Source organism: Paenibacillus sp. FSL R7-0302 (genome assembly GCF_038006885.1).
Lineage (GTDB): Bacteria > Bacillota > Bacilli > Paenibacillales > Paenibacillaceae > Paenibacillus_AQ.
Genome location: NZ_JBBOWB010000002.1, coordinates 884,244 through 903,056, shown reverse-complemented (window position 1 = coordinate 903,056; position 18,813 = coordinate 884,244). Strand labels below are relative to the sequence as shown.

The 18,813-nt window shown below is 51.9% G+C and carries 12 protein-coding genes; 3 read left to right on the top strand and 9 right to left on the bottom strand.

All coding sequences use genetic code 11. The features are described from left to right. Positions 1-209: 209 nt before the first annotated feature. Both MKY96_RS29780 and MKY96_RS29775 read left to right on the top strand, forming a co-directional pair. On the top strand, positions 210-3,761 hold the full coding sequence (locus MKY96_RS29780; RefSeq protein ID WP_340946129.1) for a DUF3289 family protein: 3,552 nt from the start codon (positions 210-212) through the stop codon (positions 3,759-3,761). A gap of 51 nt (positions 3,762-3,812) precedes the next feature. Then, a complete protein-coding gene (locus tag MKY96_RS29775; protein WP_340946127.1) occupies positions 3,813-4,286 on the top strand; it encodes a hypothetical protein in 474 nt (157 codons plus the stop codon). A 401-nt stretch (positions 4,287-4,687) separates the two neighbouring features. On the opposite strand, the gene MKY96_RS29770 is transcribed toward MKY96_RS29775, so the two are convergent. After that, positions 4,688-6,799 (bottom strand): TerD family protein, encoded by a 2,112-nt coding sequence (locus MKY96_RS29770; protein ID WP_340946124.1) that lies wholly within the window; start codon positions 6,797-6,799, stop codon positions 4,688-4,690. Between the two features lie 518 nt (positions 6,800-7,317). On the opposite strand from MKY96_RS29770, the gene MKY96_RS29765 reads away from it, so the two are divergent. Next, entirely contained in the window at positions 7,318-7,719 is a 402-nt protein-coding gene (locus MKY96_RS29765) for a RidA family protein (protein WP_340946123.1), read from the top strand. Between the two features lie 271 nt (positions 7,720-7,990). On the opposite strand, the gene MKY96_RS29760 is transcribed toward MKY96_RS29765, so the two are convergent. From MKY96_RS29760 to MKY96_RS29725, 8 genes are all read right to left on the bottom strand, one after another. Beyond that, positions 7,991-9,682: an ATP-binding protein gene (locus tag MKY96_RS29760; RefSeq protein ID WP_340946122.1), complete on the bottom strand. Its 1,692-nt coding sequence runs from the start codon at positions 9,680-9,682 to the stop codon at positions 7,991-7,993. 329 nt (positions 9,683-10,011) lie between these two features. Continuing rightward, positions 10,012-12,522: a hypothetical protein gene (locus MKY96_RS29755; RefSeq protein ID WP_340946120.1), complete on the bottom strand. Its 2,511-nt coding sequence runs from the start codon at positions 12,520-12,522 to the stop codon at positions 10,012-10,014. A gap of 24 nt (positions 12,523-12,546) precedes the next feature. Further along, on the bottom strand, positions 12,547-13,635 hold the full coding sequence (locus tag MKY96_RS29750; protein ID WP_339252366.1) for a HAMP domain-containing sensor histidine kinase: 1,089 nt from the start codon (positions 13,633-13,635) through the stop codon (positions 12,547-12,549). Then, positions 13,628-14,326 carry a response regulator transcription factor gene (locus MKY96_RS29745; RefSeq protein WP_340946119.1) on the bottom strand — a complete coding sequence of 233 codons (699 nt, stop codon included), beginning with the start codon at positions 14,324-14,326 and terminating at the stop codon, positions 13,628-13,630. The genes MKY96_RS29750 and MKY96_RS29745 overlap by 8 nt, the downstream gene beginning before the upstream one ends. 24 nt (positions 14,327-14,350) lie before the next feature. Then, positions 14,351-15,676 (bottom strand): ABC transporter substrate-binding protein, encoded by a 1,326-nt coding sequence (locus tag MKY96_RS29740; protein ID WP_340946118.1) that lies wholly within the window; start codon positions 15,674-15,676, stop codon positions 14,351-14,353. A 49-nt stretch (positions 15,677-15,725) separates the two neighbouring features. After that, on the bottom strand, positions 15,726-16,886 hold the full coding sequence (locus MKY96_RS29735) for an efflux RND transporter periplasmic adaptor subunit (protein WP_340946116.1): 1,161 nt from the start codon (positions 16,884-16,886) through the stop codon (positions 15,726-15,728). 45 nt (positions 16,887-16,931) lie between these two features. Next, positions 16,932-17,762, bottom strand: a complete 831-nt coding sequence (locus MKY96_RS29730; protein WP_340946798.1) for a carbohydrate ABC transporter permease — start codon at positions 17,760-17,762, stop codon at positions 16,932-16,934. A gap of 58 nt (positions 17,763-17,820) precedes the next feature. Continuing rightward, positions 17,821-18,687 (bottom strand): carbohydrate ABC transporter permease, encoded by an 867-nt coding sequence (locus MKY96_RS29725; protein WP_340946113.1) that lies wholly within the window; start codon positions 18,685-18,687, stop codon positions 17,821-17,823. Positions 18,688-18,813: the final 126 nt, after the last annotated feature.

Sequence of the window (18,813 nt, the reverse complement as noted above, 5' to 3'; positions counted from 1 at the left end):
TAATTACATTTTGTTAATATCAAAATAACAGAATTCATGGCTGAATGCAAGCCCGATTTTCCACAACTTCGGCCCTATTTGTCGTCCTCATACTTTTATTCCATTTGTTGTTGCCTAAACCTCTTTATGCAAATATGATAGATTTATATACTCCAAGATCTTACATATTCTCCACCCTATTAGCGAACATATAAGGAGGAACGGCAGCAATGTTCAAGAAAAGGATCATGAAACGAAGCTTCATCTTATTTGCCATTCTGGTGTTGGTATTCTCTTCTCTTCAGCTCAGGCCCGCTCTAGCTCAGGAAGACACGGGCGGCAGGCAGGAAACAACGTACACTGGAGAGGGGTACGAGGTAATCTACACGATTTCCTCCAAGTGGGAGGATGCCTTTAACGCAGATGTCACAATCAGGAATACGGGGTACCGGACGCTGGAGAACTGGAGTATTGGTTTTACATCCCCTTATGAGATTACGAATATCTGGAACGGACAGGTACAGGCCTACGAGAACGGGATGTATACCATCAAGAATGCGGGCAGCAACCAGGACATTCCGGTAGGCGGCAGTGTGAATTTTGGCTTCACGGCTTCATTTGAAGGAGAGCTTCAGCTGCCTGTAGCATTTGAAATGCAGGGCGCGGAACAGATCGTACCGGCGGGGCAATACGAAACAAGCTTCAAGGTAACAAGTGATTGGGGGAGCGCTTTTAACGGCGAGATTGCCATTAAAAATATATCGCACTCCGCCATTGAGGATTGGACGCTGGAATTCGATTATGACGGGAAGCTGGACCGCTTCTGGACGGCTGACATCACCAGCCATACCGGAAATCATTACGTTATACATAATGCGGGCTACAATGCCAACATTCAGCCGGGTGAGACTCTTATCCTGGGCTTCTCCGGGAGTCCGGGGAATGTGGTAAGCGGGCCTTCAGGCTATCAGTTGACGCAGATCTCTTCAAGGCAGGAAGCTCCTGAACCGGAGGGGGTATCCGTACAGCTCGATACGTACAGCCTCCAGCTTCAGAACAGTCCGGATGGAGACTACTACTTCCTGACCTCGAAGATGGATAAGCTGACCGGAACGCTGAGCGGGACAGCAAGCGTTACGGCCCTCACTTATCAGATTGAAGACCGAAATAAAGCAGTCCTCCAGCAAGGGACAATCCCTGTAAGTGCGGTGTGGTCTGCAGAAGGAATCGGGCTTGGGACCGGATACAATCTGCTGAAGCTGCGCGCACAAGTTCAAGACGGGACTGAAGTGACCAAAGAGTATATGATCGTGAACTTCGACGAGGGCAATCTGGATAACCTCGGGATCGACCGGGAGAAGGACAGCGATAATGACGGCATCAGCGATTACTATGAGGAGCATTATGGGCTCTCCGCTACCAGCAAGGATACCGATGGTGACGGATTAAGCGACCGGGATGAGCTGCTCGTGTTGAAGCTGAATCCGCTTGAACCGGACAGTGATAAGAATGGGACCGCTGACGGTGATGAAGACTACGATAAGGATGGATTAACTAATCTGGAGGAGCTGCTGCTGGGCACCAGCCTCATCAGCGAGGACAGTGACGGTGACGGGCTTACGGACGGCGAAGAGGTTCATACGCACAAGACCGATCCCCTGAAGGCCGACACCGATGGCGACGGGCTCTCTGACGCCTGGGAACTCAAGATCGGTAGCGACCCGCTTGTGCCTGAGGCGAAGTTCGCAAGAACGGTGAAGGCAGAGGATGCCGGGGGCAAGGCCGTTCCAAGTGTGTTCGTTGAAGGGATCACTGCGGAGCAGGTAGACAGCTTGTCTGTCCAGCCGGTCCAAGACGGCATTCTTAATGATACAACCATTCCCGGATACATTGATCAAGGCTATAATTTCTCCATCGAGGGAAGCTTTGAGAAGGCAACGATCTCCTTTGAGTTCGATCAGAGCCTATGGAATCAGGCAGATTTTGCGCCGCGGATCTACTATTACAATGAGGAGTCGCAGCTGTTCGAGGAGCTGCCGGATCAGCAGGTGGACGGAAATGTGGTCTCGGCCGGGACGGCTCATTTCTCCAGATACATTCTCCTGAATAAGACGGTCTACGACCAGGTCTGGCAGTATAAGTTCCTGTATGATGAGGGGCAGGAGCATTATGCCGGGATGGATATCGCCTTCGTCATCGATTCCTCGGGCAGTATGTCAGATAATGACCGGAACAATGTGAGAATCAGCGTCACCCGGCAGTTTGTTGATCTGCTGACGGACAGTGACCGCGGGGCTGTGGTTGATTTTGACGACTATGCTACGGTATTATCCGGCTTCACTTCAGACAAGGCCGTGCTGAGTCAGGCTGCGGGACGGATTGATGCGTATGGCGGAACGACTCTGAGCAGCGGGATTGCCAGTGCGCTTAGTCTGTTCGCCGCCGGCGGCAGAGCGGATGTCCTGAAGTACATTATCATGCTCACGGACGGGGAAGGCTCTTATGACACCGCTCTGACTAAGCGGGCTGCGGATCAGGGCATCGTCATTTATACAGTGGGCCTGGGGAGCAGTATTTCGACCAGTGTGCTGACCAGCATGGCCCAGGGCACCGGCGGCAGCTATTATCATGCGAGCAATGCCAGCCAGTTGTATGGAATTTTCGATACGATTGCGGAGACTTCTGACCTGTACAAGGACACCGACAAGGACGGCATCAGTGATTATCATGAGAAGGAGATGCAGGCCGGAAGACTGCGTGTTGGTACTGGCGGTGCGGCTATCCGATTGAATTATCTGGATGCTGACAGCGATAACGACGGTCTTAAGGACGGGCAAGAGATTCGCATTGTCAAATCCGGCGACAAGGTCTACGCTTATTTGTACTCCAATCCCAACCTGGCCGATACGGACGGCGACGGCTTGAACGATGCGGTGGACAGCAGAAGACTGATTCCAGATGTGGAGCAGGCCTTAATCCTTCAATCGAATCACAGGGAAGGGATTCTGAAGACCGCTGCGCAGGGAACGTCCCCTGTCTCTGACGACCTGACATTCAATGACTACACGTATAGTGAATTAATCAAGCTGGGCCCGGTATTCTCGGTGGCCAGGATTACGCCCGAGTCCATGATCTGGGGCGAGATGGCCGTTCTGTTCGCTGTCGGTAAGATAGGTGCAACAGATGATATGAAGTTCGTTCTTGGCGATCTGATCTCAACCTTCAAATACAGCAAAACCATAACCGAGGGAACATCGGTAGCCCTTGGCGATACCTTCGATACCAGCAAATACATCAAGTATCATAACAGCCAGCTGGGCAACGCCGTTATTACTGACTCCAGCACCCAGAACTATGTAGAGCTCATCAAGAATTATGTTGTGCAGGAGCTGCGCAGTAATAACGGTGATCTGTCCAGGCTGAAATTTGACCCGAACAGCAGCCGGAATCTTGTGAATAATTATGTGAATCAATTTCCGACGAGCCCGTATCCGGTATTTACAGAGAAGAGCAATCTGGCGTTATCGCTCGCCATTCATGCCTTCCATGGTCATAATATTACCATTAAGGACTTCAAGAACATCGGGGGGCAATTCAGCGGGAAGCTGGTATTCCATTTCTACGATCATTTCGGCCTGGATGCCGATGATGAGATCAATAATCCGGGATTTGTGGACTGGTTCACCCTGCAGCACTACGAACGGTTCAATGGCAAATATGTGCCGTTCATTACAACAATTGATTGCGAGCTGGAGTTCAGCGGCTCCGTAAAAACATTCTAAATAAGTAGGCAGGTGAAATGATTGAGCCGCAGGACACGAATCTTCATTGGCATGACCCTCATACTGTTGCTTGCAGCAGCAGGCTTCATCATCCGTTATGATCCCTCCGGGGCGAAATACGGACTATTCCATGAGCATAGCGGGCAGTTTGAGGCCGTGAAGTCGGAGACCCTGCTGCTGATGGACAACCTGGATGAACGGAGTGATATCGGGAATACCTTCATCTACTCCAATAATGGTAATACCACCTCTCCGTTTCATGACAGTGTGAATACAGAAATGCAAGACAAGATCGGGCAGATCGCTGCATGGTCCGGAGACAGCCTGGACTTCGTGCGCTACAGCAGGCAGGACGGGAAGCCGCTCCTCCGGTTCGTATTCGACTGGGAACGGGAGCATGGCCCCACCTATCATATCGTGTATTGCGCAAGTCAGAGCATGGTGGAGCAGGCCTATGCCGCAGAGCCGATTAAGTATAAGCTGACTACGCTGGCCGACGGCTGGTACGGAATCGAGATAGAATAGGTACCGTCCTAACAGGTGAAGGATGCTGGTGCTTTTCTCGTCGTCCGCTTGTAAGGAGCAGGATTGTTGCACTTTTTGCAGGATTCCTTTCAAAAAGATACTGGCTGGAGTACAATGTTGCATTATTTGCACAAATTTCGAAATTTAGAGCGAGTTAGCGCTGGATTTGTTGCATTTCGTGCAGGATTTCAGGCATATACCGCTTCTATGAGGTAGCATTGTTGCACTTTCTGCAGGATTTCTCTATAACTGTTACTTGCTGTGGAGCATGGGGTCCTTCTCTCAGCGCAGCAGTACCCATCGATATTCGGTTTTCGCATACATTAAAGAAGGGGTGTCCCACACCATGCAAATGGCGGAGACACCCCTTTTTTTATAAGCCAACCGGTTGCCCGCTCTGCTCACACCACATATTCGGCCATAATCTGCTCAATGTGGTATGGAGTCACTCCCTGATCCACCGAGAATACGGTATCGGCCTGCTGCGGTGAAGCGGCCAGTTCGCCGCGGGCTTTGGCGTGAAGCGTGAACAATTCATACAGATCGGGCTTTCGGAGCGAGGTCATCGCCTTGCCGATGATTACCATCCCCTTCTGGTTCCCCTCCACGTTATTCACATGGAACGGATCTCTGGTCAGGGACAGGTCTGTCCAGATCACGGTCCGCTCCACCAGATCGAGTATCACAGGAATGGCGATTTGGGTATCCGCCGTGACATCAATCTTGTTCGACACCGTAGCTGGCTCATAGATTTCACCGGACCCTGGCTTCTTCCGCATCATCCAGCCCGTGAAGCACTCCGGCAGATTGCAGTACGGCTGTCCTGTGAAAGAATGGAGGGTAGCCACCACATACCTTCCGCCATACTCAACAATAGAAGGAATATGCAGATCAATGAACTCACTGGCCCCGTAGGGCGCCGTTACAATATCCCCGCTATGGGCTGCATGATATTGTGCCGAGCGCAGATTGGTATAAGAGATATGCTCTACGTACTTCCAGTTCTGATCATACATCACGGCGGACAGGTCAATATCTACGCGGCCTGTGGATGTACCGTCCACCTTCCCTTCCTTCCACCAGCAGAAGAAGCGGATCGTGTTCCCTTCGGCCATCGGAATCCGGCTTCCCCGTACCAGAGTATGCAGCGCTTTACTGGCCGATCTCTGGGAGAACGGCACAAGATAATTCTTCAGGCGCTCGTCAACATATACCTTCCCCAGGGAAGGCTGTGCAGAGAAGCGCGCAACCAGCGTCTGCTCGCAGAGATCCACAATATCCCGGCAGGCTTCTTCACTGATCTCTGGCAGGGTGTTAGGGGTGGCCCAGGCTTTGGCGACATTTCCCTTGGGGAAAAACACCCTCAGATCCGGCAGCTCCCGCTGGCGTTCGAAGTAGTTCTTCACCTGTAGCAGCACCGGGGTCGATACCTGATCGGCCACTTCGCCGAAGGCCATCACGACATACTCAGGCTCCCGGGTCATCCGCAGCAGCTTCGCCAATCTTCGTGCGAATTCACCCGGACGCTTCGCCAGCAGATCCAGCGCCGTCCACATCTGGTGATACTGAAGGGCCAGCTCCACACTTCCATTAAAGGTCGTGAAGGCTTTTCTGTTGCGCAGGATATCAAAAGCTTCCTCACAGCGCTTATACCGCTGCTTGTATTCAGATGGATGCAGGATCTCGCCGAGACGAATCCAGCGCTCCCTGTACCTAAGCATATCCTCCGTGATCGGCTGACACCGCTCCAAGAGCCCCAGCAGCAGCCGGCGTTCACTACGTTTGAACTTGCGGAAACGGGTGGGCAAGGCCAGACTAACATCGCCCTCCGACCAGGCCACCGCCAGCCGCAGCACATCGGTTGCCGTCTTGAAGTAAGGGCTTATTCTCGCCACATCCGCCTTACCATGCTTAAGCAGCGACGCCGCCACATAACCGGCAATCTCCTTGAACGGGATCTCCTGCGGCAGGAGTTCATCCAGCTCTTCGTTGGCTGTATTCGCAATCACAGCATCGATATCCTTCTGATCCTCTGCCGAGATCGAGCCTCTGGCCTCCATCAGCTGGCGGATTAGGGTCCGGAACTCCGTGATGCTGCCCAGGTCAATGACCTTCAGCGTGACTTTCTCCTGAAGCGGTTCTCTCTGCACAGGCTCAGCACCCGGCACTTCCCAAGTGTAGTAATGGAACATCGCATTGAAATACAGCTCCGCTTCGTCCTCCTGCATGACCTGCTCCGGGAACCCCGGATACATCGGTGCATAATGCACATGCGCGCCAACCATCCGTCTTATATCTGCAATCAGCGGATAGTATAGCTGCTCGAAGGCCTCGCGGGGCAGCCTCTGGACCGCCCGGAAGAAGGCAGGCGACAGGGTATACCCGAGCCCCTGCAGATTGCGGAGAGCTGCGGCCAAGTACCCCTTCGGGAGCTGTTTCGTGTCAGCAGCGTCAGGTGTGTGTTTCAGCATCATTTTGCCTGCTCTACGCAGGTAAATTCGGTTTATTTTCATAGTAAAAGTGTCCAGGAGAGCCGTATCCCTACTCGGTTTCAGTCCATGGGTAGAAGGAAGGAATACAATAGCCTGGACGCCTCCTCTCTGGATAAGCATCCTTCAGGAGAGCTGCGGCTCTAATTCATCCAATTGAGTAGAAGGAAGAACCGCAATAGCCTGAAGATCTCCCGGCGAACTTGCCGCCGTTTGATGAATCCATCATCGCATACGCTTCTGCAGGCCAACAGGGCGGAAGTATTACGACAGAGGGAAATTTTAACTTATTTTGCCGCCCCGCACCTTATCGCACCCTGTATTTTGGTTTTTGTTGAGGATATGTTATCATTCTTACGTAAGTTAAATTTTAAATGTCTAGGAGGGATACCTGATGAAAAAGAGATCTATTCAATATTTGTCTGCTGGAATCGGGTATTCGACTGCTGTTTTTTTCTAGAATTCATGTGGACGGGATAGGTCTGTCCAATATGAAGTAATACTATGAAAAAACAACCCATTTAAAAGGAGACTTATAAGCAATGAGCCTAAATAACAATGTCATTCAAAGATATAATCCGGAAAATATAGCAAAACCGGTTGGAAGCTACAGCCATGTCACTAAGATCAGCAGAGACGCTGAAATGTATGTCTTTTCCGGTCAAATCGGGATCGATCAGAACAATAATATCCCTGCCGACTTCAACCAGCAAGTAACCCATACGATGAGCAATATTGTTGACATTCTGTCCTCTCAAGGACTAACTCCCGATCATGTCATCAAAATCAACATCTGGGCCACGGAGGAAATCGATTGGGATCATTTCTATTCCATCTGGAATAAGGTGTTCGGCCCCACGCCGCCCTCCATGACGGTTGCTTATATCCAGGGATTAGGTCTGCCTGAGCTGAAGATTGAATTGGATGTGTGGGCCGCTGGTTAGAGCTGTAGCGTAATTTAATGCACCCAAAACAAGCCTTAGAAGTATTCTAGAGGCTTGTTTTGGGTTTTATTTTTTACACATGAATTATGATAAGGTTCAGCATATCATTACAAAAGCAAAACTCATTTGTTAGAAGAGAACAATTCCATTCATCCACTCCTTATCCAATTGTCCCTATTCAATCCTTACTTGTCCTAATTCTTTCCGTGAAAACCTGTGCATCCTTGGTTATCATATGTATCTATTGTCCTTATTCTGTCCTTATTTGTCCCTATTCCCGATCCAATACATACCTAGCGCCCATTCCATGACCTATAACTTTAACTCCATCTGTCGCAAGGTCTTTTATAACTCGCTGAACCTGTTTACTGGTTAGACCTGTCATCTGTCTAATCTCTCTGTTCGTTAGCTCTCGCTCCCGCAAGATTGATAGTAACCGAATCTTAATAGCTTCTTTATCCAAGCTCTGTTGTCGCTCATACGTCATGTTACCTTTCAGATGCTCATATGCCGTTCTGGTTAGAGTGTAGTAGCGTCCTCTCCCACGACCGACAGATTCAATTAGATTCATGTTGTGTGCAAGTCTACTAAGCAATTCCCTTGCTTGCTCCAGACTTCTTTGTGTGACTAGAGCAGCATTATGCGTATCAATATCTTCATGCCGCATCAAATACTGAATAATCAGAAGATGGTCGACATCAACAAGCTGATTACTTTCCGTCATTTTATTAATCAAGTTCATAAAACCAGTATTTAAAGGGGAAGCTGTGAATGTTAGTTCGATATGGTTTCCCACTTCCCTGTATATCGGTGGCTCCTTACCCTCAACTAATAGAGAGCGGTAAATCCGGGAGACACCCAGATTAGAACGGTTAACGAGTTTTAAGCGATCCAACAAGTCCATCAGATGATTATTTCTAGCTACTGGAGGATGATGGAGAATATTTAGAGGGGTTATTCCACCTATGAACTTGCCAGGATTAGTTATGATTAGCTTATCTCGATAATGTTTAAGCATCACTGCACCTATCATTCTAAAATCGCGATGACCGAACGCATTTAGCAACGCTTCACGTAGTGCAATTCGAGGGTAAGTGCTGAACTCTGGATGCACTAATCCAGATTCGATTGTCACCATTGGATTGTCCACAGCTATAAAACGTTCTAATTCGTGTAATGCAATAGGTATTGCTTGCGTTCCATCGTCACGATGGGAGTAGTCAGTATCACTCATCATCTTGCGGTAGGACCAACGATATTCAGGTACTAGACGAGCAATTGCATCAGGCCTTCCAACAAGGAGAATTGCGCCTTTTGTAAGGTGATTTCCTTTCAATGCTCCGATTGAGCTAAGTAAATCCTCATCATTTAAATCTTTTAGTCCATCAGGCGCTCTCTCAGCAGACATCATTTCTCGTATCCGTTCGACTGCAGATGGAGATATGTTATCCTTCCAGTCTTCGTAAACAATCTCTGCAGTTAAATCCACTTGACCTGTTGTCTCAACCAGTTGTCTTCTTAAAGTACCTGTGAATGGAATACAATCTTTTCCTTGTCTAATTGTTGCAGCGCCGTCTGTTAAGGTGTATGGGGGTATACCGGGATACACATGCATCAGAAGAATTCTCCCTGTACCTTCAAAGATTCGGATCTCTTCAAATACAGGCGTTATATGGGGTTCGCTTCTTTCGTATACACACTTCTGTAAAGTAAGCACATCCACCTCATACGGCACACCAATTAGGGCTTTACTCTTTCCTCTAACGCGATCAGCCACACCGAAGACGACTGTACCTCCACCTCCATTAGCCATACAAACTGCCATTTTCACCATAAGAGAGAGGTTATCATTTAAGCTGCGATTGCCCCATTCCTTAAAATCCAAATCCTGCCCTTCAAGATCGTCAGCGACTACAATGTCCAACTGATCCAGCAAAGATATGATTTCGATCCTAGACTTCATTATCGCGCTCTCCCTTCTTTGTTAAAATGCAAATCTCGTACTGTATAGTTTTGTCATTACTATTTACGTTTAACCCAAGCTCATGCAACTCCGTCTTCTCTATCCACTCACCTTATATTGCTTTATTATCCCATATGTCTTCCATTTCTGTCCTGAATAATTTCACTTTTTACTTAATCGCAGTATGCACTTTTCTATACTGTAGAAAACAAGCCGCTATCCTTCCTCTGGATACGGCCTGTTCCTTATCTGCCTACATAGGCAGCTCTCTTAAAGAGACCTGTCTAGTCTCCTCTTGTCATCCTTACGCTGTTCATTCCAACTTCATATCACTCCCCCTCCGCCTTCTTCGGCGCAGGCCGCTCATACACCACAGCATAATTCTGGCTGCCCAGTAGAATCCGTTTGCCCTGGAACTCGTCATAGATGTTCAACCGCACCGTGCCGCCGTTAAGGGCCTTGTATGCTTTGTTGTTCAGCGGGAAGGACAAGCTGCCCGTGGCTCCCGCACCAGCCGGTCCGTCTCCCAGAGGCAGAAGCTGCTCCGACGGCTGACCGAACGGATCGATCAGCTCGGCTACGAGCTTATGCTCATTCGCCTCAGCAACATACTGCTCACTGCGGGTTAACCGGTAGTTCATCTGTACCTCTATGGACTCCCGGTCTTCAGGCATAGTAGCGGTCACCTGGTTCACGGACAGGGAGTACGGGAACAGGTCCAGCTTCTGAAGGGACGGCTGCGGAGCAGGATTGGCCGGACTCAGCCCCAGGCCCACGGTCTGGATGTAAGCGGCCGGCACTGCGCCGGGTGTGGTCAGCTTGCCTTCGGCGATGCCTTCCCCGAGGAAAAGGGTTAGATCCGACGCATTGATCTCCGGAGGAAGCTTACTCCAGACGGTTACGAGACTCTTCTCTTTGGGGTTCAGGGCTGCGGCGGACTGCGAGATTACCGCCTCGAAATACTGCCGATCCGGGGTCCGGTAGTAGCCCACCAGCTGCGCCGGCTGGGTCTTACGTAGTTCCTCGTTGGTCATCACCAGCTCGGTATAGATCAGCTTGGAATCGGTGCCCGGATAGATCCGGCTCTGCCGCTCCAGAATCTCTGCCTTCTTCCCGGCCAGCTCCAGGCGGAAGGGTTGACCGGCCGCTACGGTTCTTAAGGTATTCTCCACCTGGCTGGTGAACAGCGTAAGGAAATTCGCCTGGGTCTCTTCCGAAGGATACTGGAGGATCACCTTCAGCTTCATCAGCTGATAAGAATAGGGAAGGTTCCCCGTGATATACAGAACCGCTGTCTCCTGCGGGGCCAATTGGCTCTTGGAGCCTTCGATCACCATCTGCGCACTGCCGCTGATATCGAGATCCCCCGCCTTCAGAAGCGCTGTTAGCGCCGGAAGCTGCACATTCGTGGACCCTGAGTTGCGGAGGCTGATCTTGGTCACGACCTGATCGCGGTCCGACCACGGCAGGCGTTCCACCGATTCCAGCTTCACCACGAAGGTACCCAGACTGTTCTGCACGGGGTACTCAGTCGCCAGCAGATGATTCGGCTGTAAGGAGTAGGGAATCTGATAGTAAGCCGCCGGGAAGGCGATCCGGCCCTCTTCTGCCGGCTCGTTCATCTGTAGCTGGAGCACTCCCTGATTAAGCTTCAGGGGCAGCTCTGCACTGAGTTCGACTACCCGCTCCTCCAGCGGCTTCAGACTCAGACCGGCCAGTGCCTTATTGCTTACCGGATAGCTGTACCCTTCGGCAGTCGTCAGGCTGAAGGGGTAGGCCGGAATCGTCACCGCTTGGTTGCCTGTGTTGCGCACCCGGAATTTCAGGCTCCATTTCGCCAGATGATCCTCCGAATACACCGCCGCGCTTGCGAGCTGTGTCTCAATTGTATGGTTAGCTATCTTAAGCTTCGCGACGGCATTAGCGGGTACGGTGAAGTTGGGCGACTGTGCAGCAGGCAGCTTATACTCAGCCACCGGCAGGTTCAGCTGCAGCTCGCTGTCTTCCTGGACGAATTGCAGGGACATATTATCCGTCTTCGTATAGGAGGGGATGTCCGCCAGATACTGCACGGTCCGTTTCTCCTTGGGCTGAATCTGGTAATCGGCAGGAGCGGCATTCAGTTCAAATCTGGAGCCTCCCGAGGATATCAGATATCCCTTCAGGCCCGTGTCTTTAAGCACCTTGGTGCCCGAATTGGCGAAGCTGATGCCCACCCTGGCATACACTTTTCCGTTAGCCTTAACGATCTGCAGGCTCTCGGCCTTACTGATCACCGGCATACCCGCCAGGACCAGCTTCTTGCTCTGCCCTCTGGCGGTGGCTACCGAATAGGAACCCGGAATCGTGAACGTTCCCAGCTTCTTCTGGTAATTCGCCTGGCTGAAGTCCCAGCCGTACAGGGCGATTCGGACTCCGGTTATTTTGGCAGCCTTCCCCGCATTGACATAATACGTGACCGACTGGCTGCTATTAGCCGGAATAGACTTGATCGCAGCACTGCTTGTTACCGGCTTGCCTTGAATAACTGCGCCGCTTGAGGTAGTAACCTTGGAGAAATAATCAATCAGGCTCACGTTGCTGTTACTCCCGTTGACGTAATTCAGGGTGTACGTAATCATATTCCCGCTCTCCTGGGGCTGAAGGGCAGCGTCCAGCAGCTTCACGCTCACCCCGCTCTTCAATGAGACCGCCCCCAGTCCCTCCAGCGTGGACACGGCGGCTGTAGCCGCCTTTCCCGCTGAAGGCCCGGCCGCCGCATAGGCTCCGAAGGCGATGGACTGGCTGAGAACCGCCAGGCTTAGCATGGCGACAGCATATTTTCTAGTGGAATGATTCATAATTCTCTCCTCCCTTAACTTCGCTTAAGCTTGCGGCAGCCGGACCTCGAACCTCGTCCGCAGCTCATTGCTCTCTACAGACAGGCTCCCGTCATGCTGCTCTACAATATTGCGTGCAATGAACAGTCCCAGGCCGGTCCCGCCCTCCTGATGTGTCCGTGCCCGGTCCCCCGAGTAATACATCTCGAAGATATGCGGCTGCTCCTCCGGCGGAATGGGATTTCCGTAATTGATGACCTCAACCGCTACTGAACCTGAATCAGGGCGGCTGTTAATATCCACATAACCGCCTTCCTGCCCGTAACGGGCGGCGTTGGTCAGCAGATTGCCTAATACTCGTACCAGCAGATCCCCGTCCCCGTAGATCATTAGGCCAGGAGTCACATTCAGCCGGGAGGTCAGGCCATTGCGCTCGAATACCGGGTACATCTCCTCGTTCAATTGCCGCAGCAATTCGGTAATATCCAGATATGTCTTCACCACAGGCAGTGTGCCATGGTTCATCCTGGTGATCTCGAACAGCCCATCAATCAGCTTCTCCAGCCGCTGGGACTTGGTGAAGGCAATCGTCGCATAATGCCGGATCGTCTCCACTGGTAATTGCTCATCCCTCAGAATCAGATCCAAATATCCGAGAACGGACGTCAGCGGTGTACGCAGATCATGCGCCAGATTGACGACTAGCTGGTCCTTGCTGCTCTCGGCGAAATCACCTCTTTGTACCGCCTCCTGCAGCTTGGCCCCGGCCACATTCAGATCCTCTGCGATTGCGCTGAACTCATCCCTTGAGGCAATCCGCACCTGATTCTGGAAATCTCCGCCCGCCAGATGATGAATCCCCTTGGAAATCTCGTTAAGGTAGCGGATGTACGGCTTGGTGAACATGAAGAATAAGATCAGCATGATTGGAATGAACAGCATCAGAGACACATTGAAGTCTCCGATCCTGTAGATGAACCGGCGGATTTCCGCCTCCGGGTCCTCCCACTTCACCCCGGCGTAATAGAGCTGAAGCAGCTTGAAGATCCCGTAGGTGATCCCGGCGGAGAGCAGCATGCTTACGCCCAGTAACTGAACCAGTCTGGTTCTGAAGCCCCGGCGTCTCTTAGGCATTGAACGTGTACCCGACACCCCAGATGGTCTTGATGAACCTGTCCTTGTTCTGATCCTCTCCCAGCTTCCTGCGCAGGGTGCGGATATGTACCATCACTGTATTCCCGCTCTCATAGTACGCCTCGCCCCATACCTGCTGAAATATGCTCTCTGCACTGAACACCTGCTTCGAGTGGCTCGCCAGCAGATAGAGGATGTCGAATTCCTTCGGCGTAAGGTCAATCTCTTCTCCATACAGCATAACGGTGTGCTGGTCAGGGGAGATGATCAGCCCGCCCAGCTCCAGAACCGAAGTCAGAGGGGCACCCGGAGGCTGACTGAACTGCAGGGAGCGCCGTAACTGGGAATTGACCCGGGCCAGCAGCTCCATCGGATTGAAGGGCTTGATCATATAATCGTCCGCGCCCATGACAAGGCCGGTAATCTTATCGAAGTCAGAAGTCTTGGCACTGAGGAAAATAATCGGCAGATTATGCTTCACCCGCACCTGGCGGGTGACCTCGTATCCGTCCAGCTTCGGCATCATAATATCCAGGATGGCCAGATCAATGGATTGGGACTGAATAGCCTGAACGGCCGCTTGGCCGTCGGATACCTGAATGCAGTGATACCCTTCCTTCTCCAGGTGCAGGGCAATCAGGCCGGCAATCTCTTTCTCGTCCTCTGCGATCAGAATAGTAACTCGCTTCATACCGGGACCCTCCTAGGCCTGAATCTATTCGTTAAGGTACGTAGTCGCCTTGTTCTGAATCAGCTTGGCCACATCCTCTGCCGTCTTCTGTCCGCTGAAGAACGCGCCTGCTTCCTCGCCGATGATGCTCAGAATCTTCACATCCATCATAGCGAAGTTATCCGCTGTATCCATCATGTCTTGGAACACCTTGAATTGTCCCTCAGGAACACTTGCAAGCTTGCCGCCCGGGAGCTTATACGTCCCGCTCTTCACCTGCTGCTGAAGCTCACTGAACTGCTTCTCATTAAGCGATCGGAGCAGGGAGAAGCCTTCTCTGCTCTGCAGGGACTGAACTTCATCAGAGAGCAGGAACTCCATGAACGTCCAGGCTTGTTCGGCAACCGGCGATTTGGCCTGTATCGCAAACGTATAGCTCGGAATAATTCTCATGGCCCCGGAAGTTCCGCTATGCGGCTTATACAGCAGCTTCGGATTGGCAAAATTGGTATACGGAATGTTGATGAAATCCGCCGGGCCCTGTATAACGGCAGAATAGAACAATTGATTCTCGGTCTCCACCGGCTCGGTGGTCATCAATTTCTCTTGATACATCTCGTTAATCTCCCGCATCATAAATATGAAGGCAGGGGAATCAAACTTGGCCTTGCGTGCAGCTACGTCTACGAACTGGTTATAGCCGTCGACCACCATCTCCTGAAGCAGCATATCCGGCGGATTATTCGGAAGCGCGTAGCGGTGTGCGGCCCCCGCTTGTTGCTCCGACGCGATCAGCGATTTGGATATTTTTTTCCAATCCTGCCAAGTCCAGCTCTTATCAATGATTTCCGCTTGCTTAAGTACATCCCCGTCTCCGAGGAACGCTCTCAGGCTGAACCCGGATGGAATGATATAGGTGCCCCCGTTCACCTTCAGCGCATCCAGCACATTCATTTGCAGGTCCTCCTGCTTCAGCGTCTTCGACTGCTTGAGGTAATCATTCATATCAAGGAATAGCTTCTTGCTCACGTAATCACTGGCGGGCAGACTGCCCGTTTCATAAATATCGGCTCCTTTGCCTGAGAGCAATGCCGTACCGGCGGTTTTCTGATACTTCTCATAATCCGGCCCCTCCATCTTCTCGCTGATCCCCTTATACGCCTGAATCTGCAAGTCGATATCCGGGTAAGCTTGTTCAAACTTCTGCTCAACCGCACGGTAGAACTCACTATCCTGCTGGACCGATAACGTAACAACCGTCTTCCCCCCGGTGCTTGGAGCCTCTGTATTGCTCCCTGAACTGCATGCTGACATCATCGTTGTAAAAGCAAGACTCATCCCCAGAAAGCCCATTTTGTTAATCATCTTCATCTTTCGCTACCTCCAATAATTGTTCGTATAGTATGCCGTACTCCTACGGCTATTGCAGACGTACGCGGTTCCCGTCCTGCAAGGGCTCACTGCTCTCCAAAATAATCATCTCGTCCCCATACAGGTTATCCGTCTGAATCATGCTGTCCGGGCCGTTCGTGATACTGGAGCGGATCTGAACCTCGCGGGCGACAAACGTATTGCCTAATGCCCCCCTCTGCTCCTCGATGGTATAGACGAAGCTGCGCCCGCCCGTCTGATGGATGGCCTTAGTCGGTACCACCACGCCCTCCTGAAGGGACGGCTTCTTCAGCTTAATCTGAACCTGCTCCCCCCCCTGGAGCGAACCCTCATTCATTACAATGAAGACCGTCTTCTGCGCGATGTCCTCCGCCCCGCTGTTATCCTCACCGGCCGGACTTCCCGCACGCGCCTGAGCGCTCTTGATCTCTGCAATCTTTCCCGGCAATATCCGGGCCGATGGCCCCTCAGCAGAATGAACCTCCACCTCAAGCTTCTCCCCCAGGGTAATTCCAAGGCTGGATAATAGCCCAGCGTCCGCTGTGAAATCGAATTGGAACCCCTCGCGGCTGCTCGACAGCACCAGATCCGGCTCGCCCGATGACAGTATCCCCGGCAGGGCATTCAACTGGGTCACAATCCCGTCGAAGGGTGCCTTAAGCTGCTGCTCCGCCGTTAACCGCTCTCTCAATCCGGCAATTTTCCGCGCCTGGGTGACCTGATCGACCTTGCCCGCTTCAATCTCGCGCCGTGCCTTGCGAATCTGAAGCTCATCGCCTTCCGCATACGTCTGAATGAACTGATCCTGCAGCGTCTGCTGCGCGATCTTTTGCTTATCGAGCGCCGCGACTTCATCCTTCAGCTCCGCTTCGGCGACCTGGCTGTCATAGCGGATCAGCGTCTGCCCCTTCGTGACCTGTTCCCCCTCCTTCACAAGAACCTGCCTGACCTTCCAGCCGCTGGCATTCAGGAGCTTCGCTTCTCTCAAGGGCGTAAGCTTCCCGCTGCCCTCCAGCGTGAATTCTAGGCTCTTGGTCTGCGGCTTGACCGTGGTCACCTTGGGCAGGGTCAACGACTGCAGCGTATTGCTGAAGAAGGTGAAGAAGAGTAACACGCCCATGAGCAGAAGGAAGGCTGTTCTGATATTTTTTTTGCGTCTGCGGTCTGCGGGCACTCCTGTAGTCTCCATTTCCCCGTTCTCCTCCTATCCTCATAAGTCCCTCATATACGAGCCCTAGCCCTTGATCCCGGATAACTGAATGCCCTCAATGAAATACGTCTCCGCATACAGGAAGAGCAGCACCATCGGTGCCATATAGATCATGGAAGCGGCGAACGCCAGGCCCTTCTCGCTGCTGACATTCGATAAGTAGACAGACAAGGGCTGTCTGAACGGGTCGTCCAGGAAAATAAGCGGCTGCTCCACCATATTCCAATAATCGACGAATAACAGAATCATCAGAGCGGCCAGGCCCGGCTGGACCATCGGAACAATAATCGTATAGAAAATCCGCAAATGTCCGGCTCCGTCCATCTTGGCCGCTTCAATATAGGCATACGGGATATCCCGCATGAACTGCCGGAGCATGAACACACCGAATGCGGCAAAAATACCGGGCAGGATAATGGCACCCGCGCTATTCAGCAGCCCCAGCCGGTCTGCCATGATGTAGTTGGGCACCAGTGTGACCTGGAAGGGCATCAGCATCGTCAGGACATAGACCAGAAACAGCGCTTCCCGGCCCCGGAATTTCAGCTTGGAGAACGCATAGGCCGCGAGCGCGGCGATCAGCGTCTGTCCGGCAATAATCGGCACCACCAGGAAGACCGAATTCCAGAACATCGACAGGTACATCGGGCTGTCCAGCAGCACCTTGCCGTATTGCTCCAGGGAGACCTGGTCCGGCAGCCATTTCAGGTTGGCGAACGGATCGCTCCTGCCTGGAGTTACCTGATTCATCTGTCCGATGGGGCCGTAATTGATCCCGATTTCGCGGCTGCTCATGAACGAATTGATGAGGGTCACTCCGATGGGGAACAGCATCAGGAGGGCAATCGCCCCCATCAAGACGGTTAACGTCAGCTTTTGTATGACTTTACCAGCTGCCAAGACTCCTTCACCTCTATTCCATATACCGCCGGTAGCGGCGTTCCATAGCGAACAATCCCAGCACGATGATCAGAATGCCGCCGACCATTAAGGTCGATGCAGCCGTCATCTTCTGGAGGTCAAGCGACAGGAACATATTGTTCATATAGTGCTGCAGCATATAGATACTGTCATGCGGGTAAGCTCCGGCAATCAGATATGTCTCCCGGAAGACCTTGAAGGAATTAATGACCGACATAATGACGACAAAAAACATCGTAGAGGTTAAATAGACCAGCGTAATGCTACGGAACTGCCTTATCCGTCCGGCCCCCTCGATCTGGGCGGTCTCATAATAATCCTTCGGAATCTGCTGCAAGCCGGCCAGGAACAGGATCACGTTATACCCGATGTTTTTCCAGACATACATCAGCATGATGACATTCCGCGCAGCCTCCGTCTTCATCCAGTCCACCCGCGTCCGGCCGAAGCCGCTCAGCCAGGCATTAAGCACCCCGTTCCAGTCGAACAGGATCTGCCAGACCAAGATAATCGAGGCTACAGGCACGACCAGCGGGAGTACGTACGCAGTTCTCAGCCATTTCTGAAAATACAATTTCCTGTGCAGCAGCAGCGCTAGTCCAAGCGACAGCACAATCAGCAGGGGAACACTCACCATACTGAAGTAGAAGGTATTAGAGGCCGCCTTCCGTAAGGATTCGCCCGCAATGACCTCCCGGTAATTATCCAGTCCCACATAGTGGCCCCCCACCGTGCGGTCCATGAAGGAATAGAACACGCCCATGCCGAACGGAATCAGATAGAATAGGGCGAACCCAACCACACTGGGTGCCAGAAATAACCATGCAATCGATGAATCTTTACGGGCCCAATTCTTCAAGTTGCTCCCTCCCTGTACTCAAGAATAGGCTCAACTGTTTAAGAACAAGTCGGGTAAAGATTAAAACTTTCTTAAATTCTCAGCGCAGCAGCACATTCGGCCTGATCGCCCTCCCGCCAGCAGCAA